At 34.3% G+C, this 20906-nt stretch carries 22 protein-coding genes, 4 tRNA genes and 1 pseudogene; 12 read left to right on the plus strand and 15 right to left on the minus strand.

Annotated features, from left to right (window positions below; translation table 11 throughout):
- Window positions 1-18: 18 nt before the first annotated feature.
- From CCY98_RS03955 to fliY, 4 genes are read left to right on the plus strand one after another with little or no spacing between them, the layout of a single operon-like run.
- Complete coding sequence (locus CCY98_RS03955) at window positions 19-408, plus strand: hypothetical protein (protein ID WP_112057300.1); 390 nt, start codon at window positions 19-21, stop codon at window positions 406-408.
- Window positions 392-1099, plus strand: a complete 708-nt coding sequence (locus CCY98_RS03960) for an RNA polymerase sigma factor FliA (protein WP_112057301.1) — start codon at window positions 392-394, stop codon at window positions 1097-1099. Before CCY98_RS03955 ends, CCY98_RS03960 begins: the two co-directional genes overlap by 17 nt.
- A complete protein-coding gene (fliM, locus tag CCY98_RS03965) occupies window positions 1092-2150 on the plus strand; it encodes a flagellar motor switch protein FliM (protein ID WP_112057302.1) in 1059 nt (352 codons plus the stop codon). The genes CCY98_RS03960 and fliM overlap by 8 nt, the downstream gene beginning before the upstream one ends.
- An 8-nt stretch (window positions 2151-2158) precedes the next feature.
- Window positions 2159-3016: a flagellar motor switch protein FliY gene (gene fliY, locus CCY98_RS03970; RefSeq protein WP_112057303.1), complete on the plus strand. Its 858-nt coding sequence runs from the start codon at window positions 2159-2161 to the stop codon at window positions 3014-3016.
- A 27-nt stretch (window positions 3017-3043) separates the two neighbouring features.
- Here fliY and radA read toward each other — a convergent pair whose 3' ends face one another.
- The 4 genes from radA to CCY98_RS03990 all read right to left on the minus strand — a co-directional run bounded on the left by radA (window position 3044) and on the right by CCY98_RS03990 (window position 6954).
- Window positions 3044-4387, minus strand: coding sequence for a DNA repair protein RadA (radA, locus tag CCY98_RS03975; protein ID WP_112057304.1), 1344 nt, complete (start codon window positions 4385-4387; stop codon window positions 3044-3046).
- An 8-nt stretch (window positions 4388-4395) separates the two neighbouring features.
- Complete coding sequence (gene ftsY / locus CCY98_RS03980; RefSeq protein ID WP_112057305.1) at window positions 4396-5283, minus strand: signal recognition particle-docking protein FtsY; 888 nt, start codon at window positions 5281-5283, stop codon at window positions 4396-4398.
- Window positions 5283-5912, minus strand: a complete 630-nt coding sequence (locus tag CCY98_RS03985; RefSeq protein WP_242099736.1) for a TlpA disulfide reductase family protein — start codon at window positions 5910-5912, stop codon at window positions 5283-5285. The genes ftsY and CCY98_RS03985 overlap by 1 nt, the downstream gene beginning before the upstream one ends.
- Before the next feature lie 64 nt (window positions 5913-5976).
- Entirely contained in the window at window positions 5977-6954 is a 978-nt protein-coding gene (locus CCY98_RS03990) for a DUF3298 and DUF4163 domain-containing protein (RefSeq protein ID WP_112057306.1), read from the minus strand.
- 115 nt (window positions 6955-7069) lie between these two features.
- On the opposite strand from CCY98_RS03990, the gene CCY98_RS03995 reads away from it, so the two are divergent.
- The 4 genes from CCY98_RS03995 to CCY98_RS04010 all read left to right on the plus strand — a co-directional run bounded on the left by CCY98_RS03995 (window position 7070) and on the right by CCY98_RS04010 (window position 7508).
- Window positions 7070-7144 (plus strand) — tRNA-Gly (locus CCY98_RS03995).
- Between the two features lie 38 nt (window positions 7145-7182).
- A tRNA-Leu gene (locus tag CCY98_RS04000) sits at window positions 7183-7269 on the plus strand.
- 25 nt (window positions 7270-7294) lie between these two features.
- Window positions 7295-7369, plus strand: a tRNA-Cys gene (locus CCY98_RS04005).
- A gap of 51 nt (window positions 7370-7420) precedes the next feature.
- A tRNA-Ser gene (locus CCY98_RS04010) sits at window positions 7421-7508 on the plus strand.
- Window positions 7509-7606: 98 nt separating this feature from the next.
- Here CCY98_RS04010 and CCY98_RS04015 read toward each other — a convergent pair.
- A complete protein-coding gene (locus CCY98_RS04015) occupies window positions 7607-7951 on the minus strand; it encodes a helix-turn-helix domain-containing protein (RefSeq protein ID WP_112057307.1) in 345 nt (114 codons plus the stop codon).
- A 139-nt stretch (window positions 7952-8090) separates the two neighbouring features.
- Here CCY98_RS04015 and CCY98_RS04020 point away from each other — a divergent pair, with 139 nt between their 5' ends.
- The 4 genes from CCY98_RS04020 to CCY98_RS04035 are packed head-to-tail and all read left to right on the plus strand — an operon-like array spanning window position 8091 to window position 9909.
- The gene (locus CCY98_RS04020) at window positions 8091-8681 is read left to right on the plus strand and encodes an NAD(P)H-dependent oxidoreductase (RefSeq protein ID WP_112057308.1); all 591 of its coding nucleotides are present in this window, start codon (window positions 8091-8093) and stop codon (window positions 8679-8681) included.
- A 10-nt stretch (window positions 8682-8691) separates the two neighbouring features.
- Window positions 8692-8973 (plus strand): putative quinol monooxygenase, encoded by a 282-nt coding sequence (locus CCY98_RS04025; RefSeq protein WP_181566542.1) that lies wholly within the window; start codon window positions 8692-8694, stop codon window positions 8971-8973.
- An 11-nt stretch (window positions 8974-8984) separates the two neighbouring features.
- Window positions 8985-9392, plus strand: a complete 408-nt coding sequence (locus CCY98_RS04030) for a hypothetical protein (RefSeq protein ID WP_112057310.1) — start codon at window positions 8985-8987, stop codon at window positions 9390-9392.
- 7 nt (window positions 9393-9399) lie between these two features.
- Window positions 9400-9909 (plus strand): hypothetical protein, encoded by a 510-nt coding sequence (locus CCY98_RS04035; RefSeq protein ID WP_112057311.1) that lies wholly within the window; start codon window positions 9400-9402, stop codon window positions 9907-9909.
- A 76-nt stretch (window positions 9910-9985) separates the two neighbouring features.
- Here the strand turns inward: CCY98_RS04035 and CCY98_RS04040 are convergent, their stop codons facing one another.
- The 10 genes and pseudogenes from CCY98_RS04040 to CCY98_RS04085 form a co-directional block, all read right to left on the minus strand.
- On the minus strand, window positions 9986-11482 hold the full coding sequence (locus tag CCY98_RS04040) for a class I SAM-dependent DNA methyltransferase (RefSeq protein ID WP_112057312.1): 1497 nt from the start codon (window positions 11480-11482) through the stop codon (window positions 9986-9988).
- Window positions 11483-12553, minus strand: coding sequence for a Fic family protein (locus tag CCY98_RS04045; RefSeq protein WP_112057313.1), 1071 nt, complete (start codon window positions 12551-12553; stop codon window positions 11483-11485).
- A 120-nt stretch (window positions 12554-12673) separates the two neighbouring features.
- The gene (locus CCY98_RS04050) at window positions 12674-13942 is read right to left on the minus strand and encodes a restriction endonuclease subunit S (protein WP_258438631.1); all 1269 of its coding nucleotides are present in this window, start codon (window positions 13940-13942) and stop codon (window positions 12674-12676) included.
- Window positions 13942-14658: a DUF3037 domain-containing protein gene (locus CCY98_RS04055; RefSeq protein WP_112057314.1), complete on the minus strand. Its 717-nt coding sequence runs from the start codon at window positions 14656-14658 to the stop codon at window positions 13942-13944. The genes CCY98_RS04050 and CCY98_RS04055 overlap by 1 nt, the downstream gene beginning before the upstream one ends.
- Window positions 14642-15439, minus strand: coding sequence for a HipA family kinase (locus tag CCY98_RS04060; protein ID WP_112057315.1), 798 nt, complete (start codon window positions 15437-15439; stop codon window positions 14642-14644). The genes CCY98_RS04055 and CCY98_RS04060 overlap by 17 nt, the downstream gene beginning before the upstream one ends.
- A 56-nt stretch (window positions 15440-15495) precedes the next feature.
- Complete coding sequence (locus tag CCY98_RS04065; RefSeq protein ID WP_112057316.1) at window positions 15496-17820, minus strand: type I restriction endonuclease subunit R; 2325 nt, start codon at window positions 17818-17820, stop codon at window positions 15496-15498.
- A gap of 251 nt (window positions 17821-18071) precedes the next feature.
- A pseudogene (locus CCY98_RS04070) lies at window positions 18072-18904 on the minus strand (ATP-binding protein).
- A 159-nt stretch (window positions 18905-19063) separates the two neighbouring features.
- A complete protein-coding gene (locus CCY98_RS04075; RefSeq protein ID WP_112057317.1) occupies window positions 19064-19483 on the minus strand; it encodes a CrcB family protein in 420 nt (139 codons plus the stop codon).
- A 38-nt stretch (window positions 19484-19521) separates the two neighbouring features.
- Window positions 19522-20466 carry a hydroxymethylbilane synthase gene (gene hemC / locus CCY98_RS04080; RefSeq protein WP_112057318.1) on the minus strand — a complete coding sequence of 315 codons (945 nt, stop codon included), beginning with the start codon at window positions 20464-20466 and terminating at the stop codon, window positions 19522-19524.
- Between the two features lie 2 nt (window positions 20467-20468).
- Window positions 20469-20870: an FxsA family protein gene (locus CCY98_RS04085; protein WP_112057319.1), complete on the minus strand. Its 402-nt coding sequence runs from the start codon at window positions 20868-20870 to the stop codon at window positions 20469-20471.
- Between the last annotated feature and the right edge of the window lie 36 nt (window positions 20871-20906).

A 20906-nucleotide genomic window follows, 5' to 3' on the forward strand; every position in this document is an offset into this window, starting at 1 on the left:
AATTTTAAGGATGAATTTATGGCATTAAAAATGGATAATTTTTTAAGTTTTGCGATTGTAAATGGATTTTTTATCGGACTTTTATTATCCTTTTTGAAGTTTGATGAACCAGAAATGATTGTTGCTTGGACGCTTATTTCAACCATAGGATTTTATTTAATCACTTTAGTAAGTGTTTCTCTTTTTGTGCATTTTATCAATGATCAAGAAACAAGCGATAGACGCGCTTCTTATAATGCAACATTAGAAGAATATATTCAAGAATTTGACAAACGCGAAAAAGTTGCAAACAAAATTCGAGGTTTCTTACGCGCTATGGAAAAAACTATGCACGAAGAAGAGCAAGAGGACAAAGTCGCTCAAACTAGCAAATCAAAGAAAGAAAAAGCTAATGTTGAAAACTTCTAGGGGATATGAAAATATCATCAAACAAAATCAAGATAATCTAGCATTAGCCTATTTACCTGCTCTCAAAGCACTTGCAGCAAGGCTTAAAGAAAGATTACCTGCAAGTGTAGAATTTTCTGATTTAGTGTCCATAGGCACAGAAGAACTTATCAAACTTGCACGCAAATACGATCAAAACCTTAATGATTCTTTTTGGGGTTATGCAAAATCAAGAGTTTATGGCGCTATGCTTGATTATTTAAGGGGGCTTGATTGTATGAGTCGCCAAACAAGAACACTCGTAAAAAGCATTGATAAAGAAATTGCAAAATACTATAACGAACACCAAGAAGAACCAGATAATGCCTATCTTAGCAAGATTTTAAATGAAGATATTGAAAAAATCAAAGAAGCAAGAAATGCTAGTGAAATCTATGGAATCTTGCCACTAGATGAAGAATTAAGTGCAATACAAGAAGATAAAACTTTTAATAAAATAGAAAAGCAAGAACTAGTTGAAATTATTCAAAATATCTTGGAATCTGCATCGCAAAATGAACAACTTGTAATACAGCTTTACTATTATGAAGAATTAAACTTTAAAGAAATTTCAGAAATTTTAGAAATTAGCGAATCAAGGATTTCACAAATCCACAAGGCTGTGATTCGTAAAATCAGAGCATACCTTGAAGAAAGGGGGATAGATGGCTGATATATTAAGTCAAGAAGAAATTGACGCGCTATTAGAAGTCGTGGATGATGGGGGAGCAGAACCCGAAACCTTTGAAAAACCAGCCACCATTCATCAAAGACAAATCACTCTCTATGACTTCAAGCGTCCCAATCGCGTTAGCAAGGAACAATTAAGGGCTTTTAGGGGGATTCACGATAAAATGGCGCGTTCTCTCTCTAGTCAAATTTCAGCTATTATGCGCTCCATTGTTGAGATTCAACTCCATAGCGTGGATCAAATGACTTATGGAGAATTTCTAATGAGTTTGCCAAGTCCAACAAGCTTTAATGTCTTTTCTATGAAACCCCTTGATGGAACTGGTGTTTTAGAAATTAACCCAAGCATTGCATTTCCTATGATTGATAGGCTTTTAGGGGGTAAAGGCGATCCTTATGAATCAACGCGCGAATTTAGCGATATTGAGCTTAATTTATTAGATACTATTTTGCGTCAAATGATGCAAAACCTAAAAGAAGCATGGGCGCCTATTACAGAGATTTTCCCCAATGTAGATGTTAAAGAATCAAGTCCCAATGTTGTGCAAATTGTTGCACAAAATGAAATTGTCATCATGGTAGTTATGGAGATTATCATAGGACATAGTAGTGGAATGATGAATCTTTGCTACCCTGTTATTTCTCTAGAATCCGTCCTTTCTCGCCTTGCTAGTCGTGATATTATGCTTAGTGAAACTAGCTCTAAAAAATCTCGCAATAAAGAGCTTCAAGCCCTTTTGGGTGGAGCCAAAGTCAATGTTGCTGCTATCCTTGGTGAAACCAAACTCACACTAAGGGAAGTTTTGGATTTGGAAGTAGGCGATATTATGCGACTTGATCGACCTGCTGATGACACCGTGATTATTAATGTAGATGGTAGGGAAAAATTCCTAGCTGGTATTGGGCTACACCGATACCGCAAAACCATTGAAATCAAAGAAATGATTAAAACCGAAAAAGATCAAGTCAAAGAAATCTTAGAAATGCTTGAATCACAACGAAAATCAAGAGCGAATGAAATTGAAGATGAATAGGAGAAAATATGCTTAATAATTTTTTAAACCTCATCACACAAGAAAGTATCTCCACTATTGAAGGTTTATTAGGTCAAGCCCCAGATGTTAGCTATTTGCAAGAAAAAGATAATGACAAATCTGCCATTGAAGCTCCTATGGCTAGAGTGGATATTGAAGCAGACAATGGTGCTAAACTTGCTTTTTTTATTTCTCCAAAAGTCGCGACTGCCCTTGCTGATATGATGTTAGGTGGAGAAGGAAGCGCAAAAGAAACAATGGATGATGATGATTTAGATGCAACCAAAGAGATTGTGTCTAATATTTTTGGCGCAGTTTCTACTTCTCTTGGCGCACAAAAAGAATTGCCAAAGCTTAGCTTTAATCTCAAAAATATTCAATTTATCAGCGAAACCTCTGATTTAGAAATCGATCATTTTGCAAGTTTTTATACTTTTTCTTTTAACTTAGGTGATATCCAAGATTCTTTATTTTTGGCTTTTTCAGAAACTTTTGAGAATCTTTTCAAAGAAAATCCCCAAGAAACCTCCCAGGAATCACCCCAACCTTCACCCCAAAATACAAGTCATCAAGATGACACCGCCTTAGAATTCAACAATGCAGAAATGAAAAATATGGCAATGTTGCTTGATGTGCGTTTGCAAGTCAAGGTGCGAATCGGACAGAAAAAAATGCTTTTAAAAGATGTTATTGCTATGGATATTGGAAGTGTTGTGGAATTAAACCAACTTGCCAATGATCCTTTGGAAGTCTTGGTAGATGATAAGGTGATTGCTAAAGGAGAAGTTGTGATTGTAGATGGAAACTTTGGAATCCAAATCACAGAAATAGCTCCTAAAAAAGATAGAATCGAACAACTTATGTAAAACCTAATAACCTAAAAGTTTTACAAATCACATCCAATCAATAATCTTTGTAACCTCTTGGACCTCAAAGCATTTAATGCCTAGGTTTTGCGAAGGTTTTTTAGGCAGAATTGCCTTATCAATCCCTAAAGATAACGCTTCTTTAAGTCTTTGTTCTACATTAGAAACTTCTCTAATATCTCCTACCAAACTCACCTCACCAATAAATACACTTTGTGGTGATAACACGCGATTACGAAAGCTTGAAAGAATCGCTGCAACAATGGCTAAATCCGCTGCTGTTTCCAAAATTTTAATTCCGCCTGTTACATTAATGAAAACATCATAGCGGTTAAGCGGAATCTCAAGCTTTCTCTCCAATAGAGCTAAAATCATATTTAAACGATTTGTATCAAAACCTGTGCTAGATCGTTTTGGCATACCATAAGCACAATCACTCACTAAGGCTTGAACTTCTAAAACTAGCGCCCTACTTCCTTCCAAAACCACGCTTAAGGCACTTCCTGGACTTGAAGTCTTTTGGGAAAAAAATATTCTTGATGCTTCTTTAGCCCCCACAAGCCCATTACTTCTCATCTCAAAAATCCCAACTTCACTAGTATTTCCAAAACGATTCTTAAAACCCCTTAAGAATCTTAATTCACGACTAGAATCTCCTTCAAAATACAACACGCAATCTACCATATGCTCTAAGATTCTAGGACCAGCAATTGATCCTTCTTTGGTGATATGACCGATAATAAAAACACAGATTCCCCATTCCTTAGCCAATCGCATTAATTCAAAAGTAACCTCACGCACTTGCGAAACACTTCCAGGACTTGAAGCAATTTTCTCACTATAAAGTGTCTGAATACTATCAATGACTAGCATTGTATAATTGCGCTCTTTACTTTTAATAGATGCAATAATTTCTTCTAATTGAATTGCATTTAAAAGATATAAATTTGGATTCATTGCTTCTAATCGCTCCGCACGCAAAGCGATTTGTGAGCTACTCTCCTCGCCACTTACATAAAGGACATTTTTACCCATTTTGGCAAGATTACTAGAAATCTTAAGCAATAAAGTTGATTTTCCAACTCCAGGACTTCCGCCTACAAGATACATTCCCCCAAGCACAATCCCGCCACCAAGCACAATATCAAGCTCACTCTCTCCAGAACTAAAACGGATAAATTCTTCTTCTTTAACCTCTGTAATAGGTGTAACTTTTGAAGTTTGATTTAGGGGATTAAAGGCTTCTATATGCTCTTCTTTTAATTCTAAAAAACTCTCCCAAGCGCCGCAATTAGAGCATTTTCCAAGCCATTTAGAACTTTGAAATCCACAATGCTGACATTCAAAGATTTGCGCCTTTTTCTTAGCCATCTAGCCCCTTAAGAATCAAAAATAGAATCCAAGATTGTCTGAATGTATTTAGCCTCATCAAACTCAATCAAATCTTCTGCACCCTCTCCCACTCCAATATAAAGAATTGGCACACGCAAAGTATGAATAATGCTAAAAATAGCCCCACCCTTACTTGTCCCATCAAGCTTGGTGATAATCACTCCATCAACACCACCCAAAGTTTGACTAAAAACCTTTGCTTGATCTAGGCTAGAAGTACCCTGTGTGCCATCTAAAATCAAAATTTTTCTATGAGGCGCACCCTCTTTTGCTTTGTTGCAGATTCGCAAAATTTTTTGCAATTCATTTTGCAAATTACTTTGATTATGCAATCTCCCTGCCGTATCAATAATCACACAATCTATTCCTTTTGCCACCGCTGAAGTAATCGTATCAAAAGCTACTGCTGATGGATCGTGTCCTTGTTTAGAAGCAACTACTGGGAGACCAAGGCGATTCCCCCAAAGCGTTAGCTGCTCAATAGCCGCTGCTCTAAAAGTATCTCCTGCGCCCAAAATAACACTTTTTCCTTGCTTTTTGTAACGATTAGCCAACTTTGCAATTGTGGTGGTTTTACCCGCTCCATTTACCCCAACAATCAAATCCACACAAGGCTTAGCTTCTACTTGTTTAACTTGCACTTTATCATAATAACTCTCTCCCCTAAAAAGCCTAAGCAATGCAACTTCAAGCTCATTTTTGCTAATCTCATCTCCTAGTGGAGAAAGGATTAACTCAATTAAATCATAATCCATATCTGTTGCAATTAGCACTTCCTCTAGTTCTTCTTTGGTGAGCTTTTTATTGGCTTTTGGAAGTATTTCCCTAATACTTTGCGCTGTTTTTTGTAAAGTTTTTTTGAGAATATCAAACATTATTTTGCCCTCATCTTTGCTACACTTTGTGATAAATCAAATTCCATCATTTCTTCTGGAATCGCCCCTAAATAATGAATAATATACTCCCCTTTTTCATCATACAAAACAATCAAAGGGATTCCCTCAATTCCTTCTAATGCTTCAAAAAGCTTATCTCTATTTTCTCCATAAGCCAAAGGCAATGAGTATTGATTTTCTTGGATAAAAACTTCAATGCTTTGTTGCAAATTCTCCACTTCTCCCACTAAATCATCAATTGCGATTCCATAAATGCTAATTTCTTCGCCAAATTGCTTTTGCAAATTCTCTAAATGCGCCAAAATAGCAATGCAAGGCTCACACCAAGTCGTAAAGAAAAATAACATTTTTATATTCTTTTTATTAGTAGTAACAAGCAAATCCCGCAAAACATTTACTTTTTTAGGTTCAATATTTTTAAAATTTTGCGTCTTATCTTGCGTATTTTTTTGATTAACAATAAGCTTTTCGCCATTATTCATTAAAATGCCTAAATTATCTAAAATTTCTTGCTTTTGAGTGGTTTCCAAAGTCTCTTTTGGTTTTTCACAAGCACTAAAAAACAATCCAATACCTAAAATCATCACTACTAAGATTACTTTTTTCAAATCTACTCTCCTAAAATTAAAGAACAAAATTATACACTCCTATAAAGAAAAACCACATTAAAGCTTATTTTGCAAATAAATATCCTAAGGCAGAATGACTAAAATTGCCAAATTTCTCAATTGATTCTAAGGGTAGCTTAAGCTCCACAATCCCATAAACATAAGGCATAACTTCATAGGGCTGGTAAATAAAAACTACACCATCATAATCAATCAAAATCGCGTCAGAAACTTTAAAATTTTCAAAATCAACATAATCTTGCGCTACATTGTCAATTTCTGTAAGATATTTTTGGTATTCTGTCCAAAGTAGCTTTTTTAATTCCAAATTATTTAAATCAATCATTTCATTAAGTGGGACAATTCCCTCCTTTCTTGAAATTATTACGCCCCATTTTCCGTGATTCCCATGAGCACCACCTGTATAGAGATAGCTCGTTCTCTCAAGCACCAAAATCTCATCATCAAAATAATAAAGTCTATCTTTAACCATTTCTTCTAAAGGAAATTTTTTAAGATAAGCCGATGCTTCCATTCCCTCAATATTTTTTAAATATTCTTGCATTGATACTTCTAAAGAAGGCAAAAAAGTCTCCTTAACATTTGCACAATTAAAGTCTTTTTCATACATTAATTCTAAAAGATTTTGAACTTCTAAATCACTAGAGCATAGCACCAAGGCACTCACTTGACTTAAACTATCCTTAGAATAGCGATAAACAACCTCTTGGCTTTTAAGATTAAAAGAATCTTGAAGTGCTATCTTATTTTGAATCTCACCATTTTTAATCACGAAAACCTTTTCTCCACACTTTAGCTCACCATTTTTCAAAACCTTATTGGGCGATATTTCACAGCCTTGAAACTTTTCATTCTTTACCCCAGCAAACAAAATCCCCTGTGCATTTTGCGCAAGATACAATTTTCCTTCCTCAAAGTCATAAATCTTGTAAGAAATATCCTCACCCTGCATTCCAAAACCACTAGTAAATGCTAATATTACGCCAACAAACACCTTCAATAAAGCCACCCTAATTTGCATTCTCCACCCTTTAAAATCAAAAAGTTTTAAAGATTCTAGCATTATTTTTAATTTTTTTGCAAAAAACTATTGATTTTTTTTAAAAGCATTGCTATAATTTTACCCTTGCTTTTGTGCGGGAGTAGCTCAGTGGTAGAGCATAACCTTGCCAAGGTTGGGGCCGCGGGTTCGATCCCCGTCTCCCGCTCCATTTTTAAATCATAAAAGTAATGAATTTGATAATAATTAGCCCGGGTGGTGAAATGGTAGACACAAGGGACTTAAAATCCCTCGGACATTGCGTCCGTGCCGGTTCAAGTCCGGCCCCGGGCACCACTATGGTAGTAACAATCAAAATGGTGGCGACATAGCCAAGCGGTAAGGCATGGGCCTGCAAAGCCTTGATTCCCCAGTTCGAATCTGGGTGTCGCCTCCAATTTATGATTTCATTTAAAATTCTAGCTTCTCTAAAAGCTCACACTTTTTTCGGGAGATGGCTGAGTGGTCGAAAGCGGCGGTCTTGAAAACCGTTGAGGGTCACACCTCCGGGGGTTCGAATCCCTCTCTCCCGGCCACTACTTTTGATAATTCTTATCTCACAATAAATTTTCTTAATTCTTTTATTTACAAACCAAAGACTAACTTTTTTCTTATCAGGCAAACCTTAAACTTCTTATTTCTTTGTATAGCGTTTATATTCCTCACCCCAATTACACATTGCTTGTAAAATAGGAATAAAACTTTGTCCTTTTTTTGATAAGCTGTATTCTACTTTCGGCGGAATCTGTGGATATTCTTTGCGTATGATTAGCTCATCGCTTTCTAACTCACGCAAGACATTTGTTAGAGTTTTAAACGATATTGGAGCTAGGATTCTATTAAGCTCATTATAACGCACGATATTGTCTTTATAAAGGCAATAAAGCACACTCAATTTATATTTGCCTGAAATCACATTCAAAGTATAGTTAAATCCACATTCTTGGTAGTTGCAGTTTGAATTTTTTGTATTTTGCATCATAACTTCCTTATTACTTACACTTTACTTTTGGATAGTATCCTACTTTATATATCGTATTGACATTATAAATCATATAAACTAAAATTCTCATACAAATTTAAGACAAATACAATACTTTTCAAACAAAGGAGCGAAAATGAAACATATACTTTTATTAAATGGTGGCAAGAGTTTTGGGCATTCTGCTGGTAGATTAAATGAGACTTTGCATAATGTAGCTAAAGAAACTTTATGTAGTTTGGGATTTGACATACGCGAAACACATATAGATAAAGGCTATCAAATAGAAGAAGAATTACAAAAGATTCTAGATTCTGATGTCGTTATTTATCAAATGCCTGGTTGGTGGATGGGTGAGCCTTGGATAGTAAAGAAATATATTGATGAGGTTTTTACTATGGGGCACGGTAAGCTCTATACAAGTGATGGGCGATCAAGAAATGATGAAAGCAAAAAATATGGCAGTGGTGGTCTATCACAAGACAAAAAATATATGTTTTCTCTTACTTGGAATGCACCATTAGAGGCATTTGTAGAAAAAGATCAATTTTTTGAGGGTGTTGGCGTAGATGGCGTGTATTTGCACCTGCATAAAGCTCATCAGTTTTTAGGAATGCAGCCATTACCTACCTTTATATGCAATGATGTTATCAAAAATCCACAAGTAGAAAAATACATACAAGATTACAAACTTCATCTAAACAATGTGTTTAAAGATATGCAATAAGGATTGTGCTATGAGTATAAAGTTAATTGCTATTTGTTATCCAAAACAAGAATGTAAAGAAAAATTTTTGGAGATTGCTTCAAGCCTTGTCTTAAAAAGCAAAAAAGATGATGGTTGTATATCTTATACGCTAAATGAAGACAACAATGGGAGAATCCTATTTATAGAAGAGTGGGAAAATCAAGAAAAGCTTGATTTACATATAGAAAATCAGTCTATCGATATAGAGTATCTAAAAAGCCTAAGTGATAGACAAAGCGAAGTTATATTTTACAAAACAATAGAATCATAAGGATAAATACAATGAAAATACCAAGCAAGATTTGCGGTTTTGCCTTTAGGGGAGATGAATTAGATCCAATAGAAAAACAATTAAGAGATTTACAAGATGATGAGGTGCTTATCAAAAATACAGCAGCATCTCTCAATCCAGTAGATTGGAAAGTAAAAAAGAACAATAATATTATATCTGGTGTTGATGGTGTAGGAATTGCAATCAAAACCAAAGATACAAGAATAAAACTTCTATCTAGATACGCTTATCATTGTGATTTAAGATATGATGGTAGTTTTGCTGATTATACCATAGTAAAAGCAAGGGCTCTCATACCTGTCAATGATTTTATAAATGACAATTTAGCTGCTAGTATGCCTTGTCCTGGTTTGAATGCATATCAAGTAATCCAAAAAAATACCCAACTTATTTGCTAAAGATGTATTGGTAAATGGTGCTGGTGGTATGCTTGGCAAAGTGCTTGTGTCTTTATTATTGTTACATGGAGCTAGGGTATCTATTGTATCCAACAAAATGCATCACAAAGAATTCAATAACAATGGTGTGTATAGATGCTATGACTATACAGAAAAGATTAATAAAAAATTCTATGCAATATTTGACACAACCGGCAAAGCAGAAACTTTACTTGATTGTTTAGAATACTACGGACATATAGTGGCTATATTAGGTAGAATAGATAAAAATACTATACCCGCTTTTTCAATTTATCCAAGCTTACACGAAATAGCATTGGGTGCTATACATAGCTATGGTAGCGATTTTGATTTTTCTATGCTTGTTTCAAATGCTATGAATCTATACAGATTATCACTTGAGCAAAAAATATTATTACCAAAGATTAAAAATATAGACTTTGCTGATATACCTAAAGCCCTTAAGGAAATTGAAAATGGAATCAAAGGCATAAAATTTGTAGCTCATATTGTATGAAATCATATAAGAAATATGACTATGTTTTTGATTTGTAATAAAGCAACCTTATCTAAATTAAAGAATACAATATTTACTACTTATGATTAATTATGCCATTTAGATCTTGCAATATCGCTTCTGCTTGTTGTTGCGTGTTTTTTAGAGATTCTAAAATCTCTCCCACTTCACGCAAGGATTTTTCCTCTTTTGTATTTGGATTTTTGGCACTTAGGTCATAATTCCTTGCTTTTAGCTCCTCCAAACTCACAAGATAAGAATGCGGTGTGATTTTTCGTTGTTTGTAGCACTCCAAAAATTCTTTAAAATGCGCATATTTCAAAGGCTTATTTTTGGTGAGTTTATAAGGCAGGATAAGCTCATAATAATACACATTGCTATCTTGCTCATCTACAATGCCCCTTAATCCTTTGGAGAAAAATAGCACATTGGTTTTTACTGCACTATATGGGAGAAACACGCCACTAGGTAGGCTTAGCACACATTCTAGGTTATAGTTTTCTATCAAATCTTGCTTGACTTTCACAAAGGCATTTGAATTTTGAAACAACACCCCTTCAGGCACGATAATCGCACATCTACCATTGGTTTTGAGTGATTTTAGGATATGTTGCAAAAATAAAAGCTCTGTGGCGTTGGAAGGCACGATAAAATTGCCCTGAATCTGCTCTTTTTCTTTGCCGCCAAAAGGAGGATTTGCTAAGATTACTTCATATCTTTCACTTTCTATTATGTCTGTTATTCTCTTACTTAGCGTGTTTGTTTTGATGATATTTGGGGATTTTATCCCGTGAAGTATCATATTCATAACCCCCATAGCATAGCTAAGTGGCGTTTTTTCTTTGCCAAAGAGTGCGTCTTTTTGCAAAAACTCTAGCTCCTCTACGCTAAGATTTGCTTTTTGTCCTTTTGCCCTATCTTCATACAAAATATGTAAAAAACTCTCCACCAAAAATCCGCAACTCCCACACGCAGGATCATAGATTCTCTCTTTTGGCTTAGGGTTGATAACTTCTACCATTACTTTAACCAACGCCCTTGGCGTATAAAACTCCCCACTATTACCGCCATCGCTTCCCATATCTTTGAGTAGTTTCTCATACACATCACCTAGTGCAAACACATCACTTTCTTTGCTGAAGCTAAGCTCATCGATGAGGTTTATCACTTCTCTTAGCGTGTGTCCATTGGCGATTCTGTTGTCGATAAATTCAAAGATTCCACCGATTTTATACGCGATACTTTTAAAGTCCTCATTGTTTTTGAAACTTTTGAGATAAGGGAAAAGCTCATTATTGACAAACTCTAGCAAATCACTTCCACTTAGTGCATTTTTCACATCAAGTTTGCCATCTTTTTTGGGTGCTGCCCAGCTCTGCCACGCATACTTAGAATCTAAAATGCTCACATAAGGCACATCATTCAAAAACGCTTCATCTTTTAATTCTCTTTCATAATCATCTAAAAACTTCAAAAACAATATCCAGCTAATCTGCTCACTATAATGCATCGCACCACTTATGCCATCATCACGCCTTAGTATGTCTGTGATTCTATCGATTGTATTTTGCATTTAAAACATTCCTTTTCTAAAAAGTCTCAAAAGTTCTCTATTTATATAATAATGATTTCTACCTATCTTAACACATTCTAGCACCCCTAAATTTTCACAAATTTTAAGATATTTTGAGGCACTTTGCCTAGAAATATCTAATTTTTTTATCAAAAAATCTATCTTTGTATAAGGATGAGAAAACAAAAGTTCTACAAAATCTTTGCTATAAAAATTTGTTTTGTTTTGCAAAATTTCACTTACATTATTCATCATTTTTTCTATTGTGGTAATAGTTTCAATCGTTTTTGTAGCGGTTTGTTCTACGCCTTTTAGTATATATTCTATCCATTCCAAAATCGCACCCTTATCACGCACTTTTTGCAAAAGACTATAATATTCTACTTTATTTTTTACAATATAAGCACTCAAATATAAGATAGGCAAATCAAGCAAGCCTTTATAAACCAAATAAAGTATATTTATAATCCTGCCTGTTCTGCCATTGCCATCATAAAATGGGTGAATGCTTTCAAATTGATAATGAATAATTGCCATTTTTACCAAAAAATCAAGCTCATCTAAAGCATCATCATTAATGTATCGTTCTAGATTCTCCATAAGCCTTAATATATCATTATGATTTTGTGGGGGTATGTGTTTGATTTCTCCTGTAATAGGGTTTTTAAGCATTGTGCCACTTTGTTTTCTAAACCCTGCATTGTTTCTCTCTAGTCTTTTTTGAATCTCCAAAATATGAGCATTACGCAACAACCCCTCTTTTTTCAAAAGCTCATAACCCTTTTTTAAAGCATTTTCATAATCTTTGACTTCTTTGGTTGCTTGTGTAAGTCTGCTTTCATCAATTTGGGACAAAAAAAGTTCATCGTGAGTTGTGATAATATTTTCTATCTCACTTGAATCTTTTGCTTCTTGCAAGATTAAGGCATTAATCAATATATCTGGATTTGGCATACTTTTGCTAAGTCCATTTAGTTCGGCTAATTTCCTTGAAGCACTAATGATGAGATTATAAATACTTGCGTTAAGCTCTAGATTCAAGGGTAGTTTTGGCGGTATGTATTCTTTCATAAAATTTCCATATATTAAAATTTCTAAAATTTTTTAACATTATAAGAGAATATGTTAAAAAAATCCAAAATTTTTAACATATCTTGCTGTTGTGTTAAAGTTTGGCAAATTTTTTAACATTTATAACTTTCCGCTAAAAGCTTGAGTAAGCAGGGATTGCTTAAGCTCCTCGTAGTCTTGTAGCTGTGCGTTATAAAGCTCTTTTAGCTTTTGTATCTTATCAAAGACAGAATCTAAGTGCATAGCGATTTGCTCTTGCTCTTTTATGTCTTTTGGGAGGGGGATTTCAAGTTTTGAAAATTCAGTTTTATTGATGATAGGCAAAGTAGTTTGTGAGGCATTTTTTTTAAGAATGGATTGAAAATATTTGCTATGACACACAAAAAATAAATACTTTGATAAGACATTAGGGCTTGGAATAATGGCATTAATTTGTTGATTACAACTTCCAATAATTCCACTTAAGCCAATTTTTCCAATAGAAGCCCCAATACACACAACAAGAAGTGTATTTTTGGGAAGCTTTCTTGCACTTTCAAAACCTAATTTTGAAAGATTATCACTCGCCTTAATAGTATTACCACTCCCTAAATCACTAGGTTTAAATAATGGATAGTCATTGCCATAAAACTTTGGATTATTTTTGCTAGGGGTGCTACCTGTAATAATGTCTCCAATCTCCCCCAAGGTTTTCCATTCCCAATGTTGCGGGAGGGGATAGGGAGATTGTGCATCGTGTGTGCTAGGATTCTGTGTAGATTCTGTAGAATCTATAGAATCTCCCAAAGGATTAAAAGCTCTATCAAGCACACTTTGGGCTAACTCATCGAGATTAGCAAGATTTGCCTTGAGCAACTCCACGCTTGTATCAATCTTTTCAAACGCCAAATCCAAAATCCCCACTATCCTCCCTTGCTCCTTGAGCGGCGGAAGTGGAATCTCAATTTGCTTAAGCTTTTGCTTATTAAGCGTTTTGCCCTTAACTGCATTATCTACATATTTATCTAGGTTTGTAAATTTTAAAGCGTAATCTAAAAAATATTTATTAACATTCTCATCTTTGATAAAAATTGCCGCAATAGCTTCATTTGTATATAAATCACAATCGGCGAAAGCAGTTTTACCTAATGTTAATTTAAAACTCATCAACAAAGTCCCTTTTGGAACTTTTTTCATATTTGTCTTTACAATCGCTTCATCTGAAATTTTTTCATTTGAGGAAGATATAAACTTATCCTTGAGGTCTCTAATGCTTAGCCAAATATTTTCACCTTGAAAAAAGTCAAGATTGTTTCTATTAGGCGTTTTACCTATTTGAATCTCGGCAATATTTTCTAAGGTTTTCCATTCCCACCCCTGCGGTAAATGTGTCATTGTGTTATTTTGCATTATGCTGATTGTATAATATTTGTTTCAAAATGCTCTTCTATATTGTCATCTGTAATATATGATACATAATCAATATGATTTGGCTTTAAAAAATCTTCAACTTTATTTTTAATATCTTTTTGTGAATTTTTAATAATGTCTAAAAAATACATTTTCATTGTTGTATATTTCTTATCGTTAAGACTAAAATAGATTGTTTCCATAATATCATTTTTATCCCCAATACTACCAAATCTGTTAAAAAACTGCTTGTCTTTATATAAAATTTTAAATGAATATTGATTATCACTAGACATTTGAAAGAATTTATTATATTTTTTTTCATAAATTTCTCTAGTTTTCTCGTTAATTTCTCTAAATCTGTCTTTTTTGTCTTGTTCTTTAAACTTATATCCAATGTAATCCCTATAAAGATTCTTTGTTACTTCATCTATACTGCTACTACTTGCGACGACATCAATTTCACTAAAGCGGAGGTATTCTCCATACCAAGAGTTAATATCTGTTTCTTTTTTTAAGCTCTCTAAAAAGAACATAAATATTTTTTTGTCTAATGAAAGGAATTTAAATAAATGTTTAATATGTTCTTCTTGGCTATCTATGTAGAGCTGCCTATTCTCATTTTCCCCTACCACCCAAACACCAACATTAAAAAACTCATCACTACGCAAATAAGGATAGTATCTGACTAATCTATATTTATAAACCTGACGCATACAAAATCTCCTTATGTGATTGTCTTTGAGATATTATTTCACATAGCATTCCTAATTCCTCTGTGTCGATTGGATACCATTCGCTAGGAATTAAACTCATAATATTTTGTATTTCTTGTTTTTGAACTTTTTTATTCAAAATTGCCGTTGTTTTTCTGTAATCATCAAATATATAATCACTAAAACAACACTTACTATAATACAACTCATTGGGCATATTTAGTTTAAGTTTATTGGGTGAGTGTAGGTTATCCAATAACTCCATACAATCAAATGCTAAACCAAAGTCAATCAGCCATTTTTTATTTTTGCAATCAACTAATATATTTGGATTTTTTTCATCTCTATCTGTATTCATTAATCTAGCATCGTAATTTATAGTATTTTTTATAAACGCTTTATCGTTTTTATTCTTAAATTTACTTGTATTTGGAATAAACTCTATCCCAAGATTTAAACCTTTAGAATTATGTATATTGTGATATGCTTGCTGCTCTCTTTCGCTACCATTTTGAAATTTATTAACCATAAGCAATGTTTCATCGGTGATATTAAGTAGGCAAATTTTAGGTATATTGACTACCCTTAATAAATCTAAATATAAATAAGAAAAAATTTCTATAAAAAGATTCTTAGCACATACGCTAGTGCCATCTAACACTTGCCTTGTTTTTAAGATATATTGTTTATCATTATTAGCCACTATTAATATGGGATATGTTACACCATAATCCATAACTTTTATGATTCTATCAATATCCCTAGTCTCTATGTTTTCCATAAAATCCCTACGCAATCATTTATATTATTATAATATTTTTTTGATTCTCTTGATTATTAAATCTCATATATCTCCCTTTGCAAATCCTCTATACTCTCTTTTAGTGCGGAGATTCCGCCAAAGTCATTAATGATTTCTTGCATAGAGCCAAGTGAGCTAAGCTCTAGCAAAGTGCTAATGTTGTCAAAGGCGTTGATTCCGTGTTTTTCATAATATCCTAGCAAAAACTCTATAAGTCTTATAGCTCTTTCTTTATGGAATCTTTGCAAAAAGCCACTTTTTCTCACGCTTATCACTCGCTCACTGCGTGAGACTATCTCACTGCTAAAGCTAATGTGTGCCAAAATATCATAAATATCGCAATCTTTTCGCTCAAAAATCTCTTGTAGATTCTCTAGCACTTCATCATCAATCCCCTCATTTTGGAGACTTTTTAAGAATGCTTGTCTATTTTTTGGCTCACTCCACATCGCCTTTAGTTTCTTTTCGTCATCATAATATGCACCAAGCTTGCCGATGAGAAATTCCAAAAACTCCTTTGTGCCTAGCGGTTTGCCATCTCCTCCTACATAACGCGTTTGTATATCTAGCACTTGTAGCTTGGTGCTTTTTAGGTGAATCACTACCTTTTGGCTTGGCGTTTCATCTGTTTTGTTTGATTGTTTGTTGCTTTTGGTGCTTACAGGGAAACTAGTATCAGAATCTGTGTTACTCTCTTCATCTATGGCATTGCTTTCTCCATCCCATTTTGGATCATAAAAAAGCTTGGTCGCACCAAAAAAATCAAGTATTGTAAAAAAGTCTTTGCCCTCATACACTCTTGTGCCTCGCCCTATGATTTGCTTAAACTCAATCATTGATCCGATATTTGCTAAAAGCACGATATTTCGGACATTTTTAGCATCGACACCTGTTGTTAGCATTTTGGAGCTTGTGAGAATCACAGGATAGCTTTTATCATTGTCTTGAAATTCTTTAAGATAGTTTAGCCCTATAGTCCCCTCATCGCTTGTAACTCTCACACAATAATCATCTCTTTTAACCTTTTTGTGTGTATCAATAGCGATTTTTATAGCACTTGCGTGGGCTTGATTAGCACAAAAGATAATCGTTTTATCCATAGGATTGATAAGCTCTAGAATCTTTTTGGCGATAAATTCGTTGTATTTGGGTAGTGTGATCTCACGCTCAAACTTGATTGGCGCATAATGTCCGCTTTGTAGTTCGCCTTGCACAATGTCATCGGGGTTGTATGTATAGCCATCGCTTAGAGTGGTGATGATACGCTTGACTTTATAAGGCGTGAGAAAGCCATCTTCTATCCCAGTTTTTAGGCTGTATTCATACACAGCGTTACCAAAATATTTGTAAGTATCTACATTATCGCTTCGCTTTGGCGTGGCAGTAAGCCCCAAATGCACTGCACTTTCAAAATAATCTAGCACAGCCCTCCAGTTCCCCTCTTGATTGGCTCCGCCTCTATGGCATTCATCTATGATAATAAGATCAAAGAAATCTTTTGGGTATTGCAAATACAACTTGCTTTCTTCTTTGTGCCTGTCTTGTTCGGCGTCTTCTTGAATATTCTCCTCACTGCTTAGGCTTTGATAGATACCAAAAAACACATCAGCACTTGTAGGCACTTTGTCTTGATTTTTGCGTATCTCTCCTGCACTAATCTCTTTGCAATCCTCCTCTATGGGATTAAACTCATTTAAAGCTTGATTTCGTAGGGTAATGCGATCACAAAGAAAGAGAATCTTCGGCTTTCTATTGGCATTATCAAGATTCCATTTGGATTGCAAGAGGCGATAGCAAAGTGCAAAGGCGATAGTTGTCTTGCCTGTGCCAGTGGCGAGGGTGAGCAAGATTCGCTTTTTGTTATTGATAAGGGCTTGTATCACCCTATCTAGTGCTATTTTTTGATAATAACGCAATGGCTTTTGTGGGATATGAAGTTCTTTTTGAGTTAGGAGTTTGTGTTGCCATTCCAAAAGGTTGCCAAAAATCCTATCAAAGAGAATCTGTGGGCTTGGAAACTCATCTATATAGCGACCTTGTGAATCTAGTCTATCGTATTCATAAATGTCTATGCCATTTGTAGCATACACAAAACGCACACCAAGAATCTCGCCATATTCTATGGCTTGAGATAATCCATCTAGTGAATCTTTGCCAAGCCTTTTTGCTTCGATAATAGCTAGATTGTTGTTTTGGAAGCACAGCAAATAATCAGCAAATTTTCTAACACCCCTTTTACCTCCAAGCAGTTTTCTACCATCGGTAAAATAATATTCACGCTTGATAAAATCCTCGCTCCAGCCAGAATCTTTGAGTTTGGTATCGATAAATTTGATTCTTGTATCCGTTTCCCCTAGCATTTAACTCCCCACAATATTTTATTGGGTTTTGATTAATTTAAATATTCAATTGTAAGCAACCAAACCTTAAAAATATTTAACAAATAGCGCACTTATTTTATAAATATCTAAAACAGAGTAATAATACCTATAAATAGCAAAACAAAAGTAAATTAACTCTCAAAAAAACAATATTTATATTATAGCAGTTTCACCACCGCCATAGATTCGCGGTGGTTTTATGAAGTATAAAAGTAGATTTAAGCTATTTTTTAAGGCAAAGTAATTTTAAGCACTTTTCCTTCAACCATTCTTGGAATCCAAAGATTCTCTCCATCGCTCACCATATCTGCTGGTCCTTTCATAGCTGGTAAATCAAGCTTTTCTATCTTTCCATTTTTATCCAAGCGATAAATCACACCTTGCAAATTTTCTCCCCAATCACTTACTAATAAATCTCCATTTTTAGCCCACACTACACCATCTAAAGTACCCAAAGGCTCACTTAAAATGCACTTTGCTTTTTAAATCAATGCTTATGATGCTTCCTTTAGCCTTTCCATTTGGATCATAGCCCACAGCAATTAGGCGATTATTCTTTAAATCAAGCAAGATTCCATTAGGTCCGCCAAACTTTGAATCCACAACCACAAAAGTTTCATATTGCTTATTTTTAACATTCACTTGATGAATAATCCCTGTCCCTGTGTCGCTCACAAGCAAATTCTCATCATCTAAAGCCACAATGTCATTTAAAAAGATTGCACCTTTAATGGGTAGATTCAACACTTCTTTTTTACTTTTTAAATCAAATCCCTTAAGCGTATCAATATCCACTACATACAAAACACCATTGATTGTATTCATACCCTTTGGTGCATTAAGATTGGATAAAAATTTCTTTTCTATAATTTTTCCACTCTTATCAAGCTTTGAAATAAAACCATCATTATCTTTATTAAATGGCTCTAACTTCTCCCCCACATTCCCCACAAAGACATCTTCACCTACGATAAAAAACACTCTCAGGATAAGAAAACCCATCAATCTCTTGGGAAAAAGCACTTGCAGCCAAAGCCCCTACCAAAGCAAAACTTACTGCGATTTTTTTAAGCGTTGTTACTCCTTTATCTTAAAATTAAAAATATAACTATAGACAAAATTTTAAAAAATAAGAATAATTATCTAAAAATAAATTTTTTAATTTTTAAAACAAATAACAAGCAATCCCAAAGACCAACTTGATTTAAAATCATTTTGTATTTTATCTACTAATTTCATAAACTAATAATCCACCATACACTGCCAAAAGACAAAGCCCAACATTGCAAAGAATATTAAGCAACAATTGCCCATATAATCCATTTTGCAAAAGAAGTAAATTTGTATAAGAAAAAGTAGAAAAAGTCGTAAATGCTCCCAAAAGCCCCACGCCAAAAAAACTCATCAAAATATCTTTGGAAAACAATCTTAATTCTTCATTTTGGACATAAGCAAACAAAAATCCCAAAGCAAAAGAACCTATAATATTAACAAACAATGTAGCTAACAAAGAAACAAATTGCATATTAGTTGCATTAGCTAAAAAGCTAGAAATTTTAAAAGACATTTCATAAACCAAAAAACGTAACACGGCTCCCAAAAATCCGCCTAACCCCACCAATGCAATCGTGTATAAATTCATTATTCACTCTATTGTTTTAGCTACTCAATTCTTTATTTCTAAGCTTTAATAAATTCCCACTTTTGCGCTTCTTGTAGAATCTCTTTTGCTCCCTTTTTAATAAATTCCAATGCAAAATCTCTCCCTGCTTTTTTACAATCCTCCAAGCTAGAAACAGCACATACTTTAGTATCTTTAAGAATCCTAGAGCCATCAGGAATCCCTAAAATTGCCCTAATAGTTAAATTATCTTTTTCAAATGTTGCGTTAATGCCTATAGGCACTTGACAACCGCCTTCCAAAGTTTTTACAAACTCTCTCTCAGCACTTGTCTCAAAAGAGGCTTTTGTGTCATTTAAAAATTCAAGTAATTTTGCAACTTCGCTATCTACTCTACATTCAATCCCAAGTGCTGCTTGTCCCATAGCAGGAATCATAAAATCAAGTGGCGCAATGCAATCCACTTCCCCTTTAATCCCTAAGCGATTTACTCCAGCTTGGGCTAAAATAATCGCATCAAAATCCCCTTCTTTTAGCCTTTTAAGTCGCGTTTGCACATTCCCTCTTAAACTCATACAATCCAAATCTTTTCGTAAAGTATTAATCTGCATCACACGCCTTAATGAAGTTGTCCCCACTTTTGCACCCTGTGGCAATTCTTGTAAATTCTTGTATTTAAAACTTAAAAAACTATCTCGCACATCCTCGCGTTTGGTAATCGCAGCTAACCCAAGCCCCTCAACAAATTCCACGGGAACATCTTTTAGACTATGCACCGCTACATCAATTTCACCTTGTAGCATTAACTCTTCTAATTCTTTAGTAAAAAGCCCTTTCCCGCCAATCTTAGCTAAAGGCACATCAAGAATCTTATCCCCCTTAGTTTTAACGATTTTTAATTCTACTTGCAAATTAGGATATTGTTTCTCTAAAGAATCCTTTACAAAATTTGCCTGCCAAAGCGCTAAAACACTTCCCCTTGTGCCTATGATAATTTTTTGCATTTTTAATCCTTTATTTCTTTTTCTATAACTTCCACATCAATGATATCAGAATGTTGTTTTGCAGAATCCACTTTTACAAACGGCTTAACAAGCATTAAGCCAAAAACACTAAATTGCATTAACAAACCCAAAATATCAGTAAAAGCACCAGGTAAAATCAATAAAATTGCCCCCAAGATTCTAAAAATATTAGATCCCACAAAAGCCTCATAAGTCATCTCTCTTGAGCGCAACTTTCCTAAAGCCTCCCCAAAAAACAATCGGAAATTTAATAAAATCCCAAATCCCAAAAAAGCACTCACAAGAATCTCTAGCACAAATCCTAAAACGCCGATTATATCAATAACTTCATAACTCACAAACACTTCAATAATCAAATACATTACAAGCAAAATAAGTCGCATACAAAACCTTTCTTTTAGGCAAATCTTAAGGCATTT

Origin of the sequence: Helicobacter sp. 11-8110, assembly GCF_003288905.1 — a bacterium.
In the GTDB taxonomy this organism is placed as follows: Bacteria; Campylobacterota; Campylobacteria; order Campylobacterales; family Helicobacteraceae; genus Helicobacter_D; species Helicobacter_D colisuis.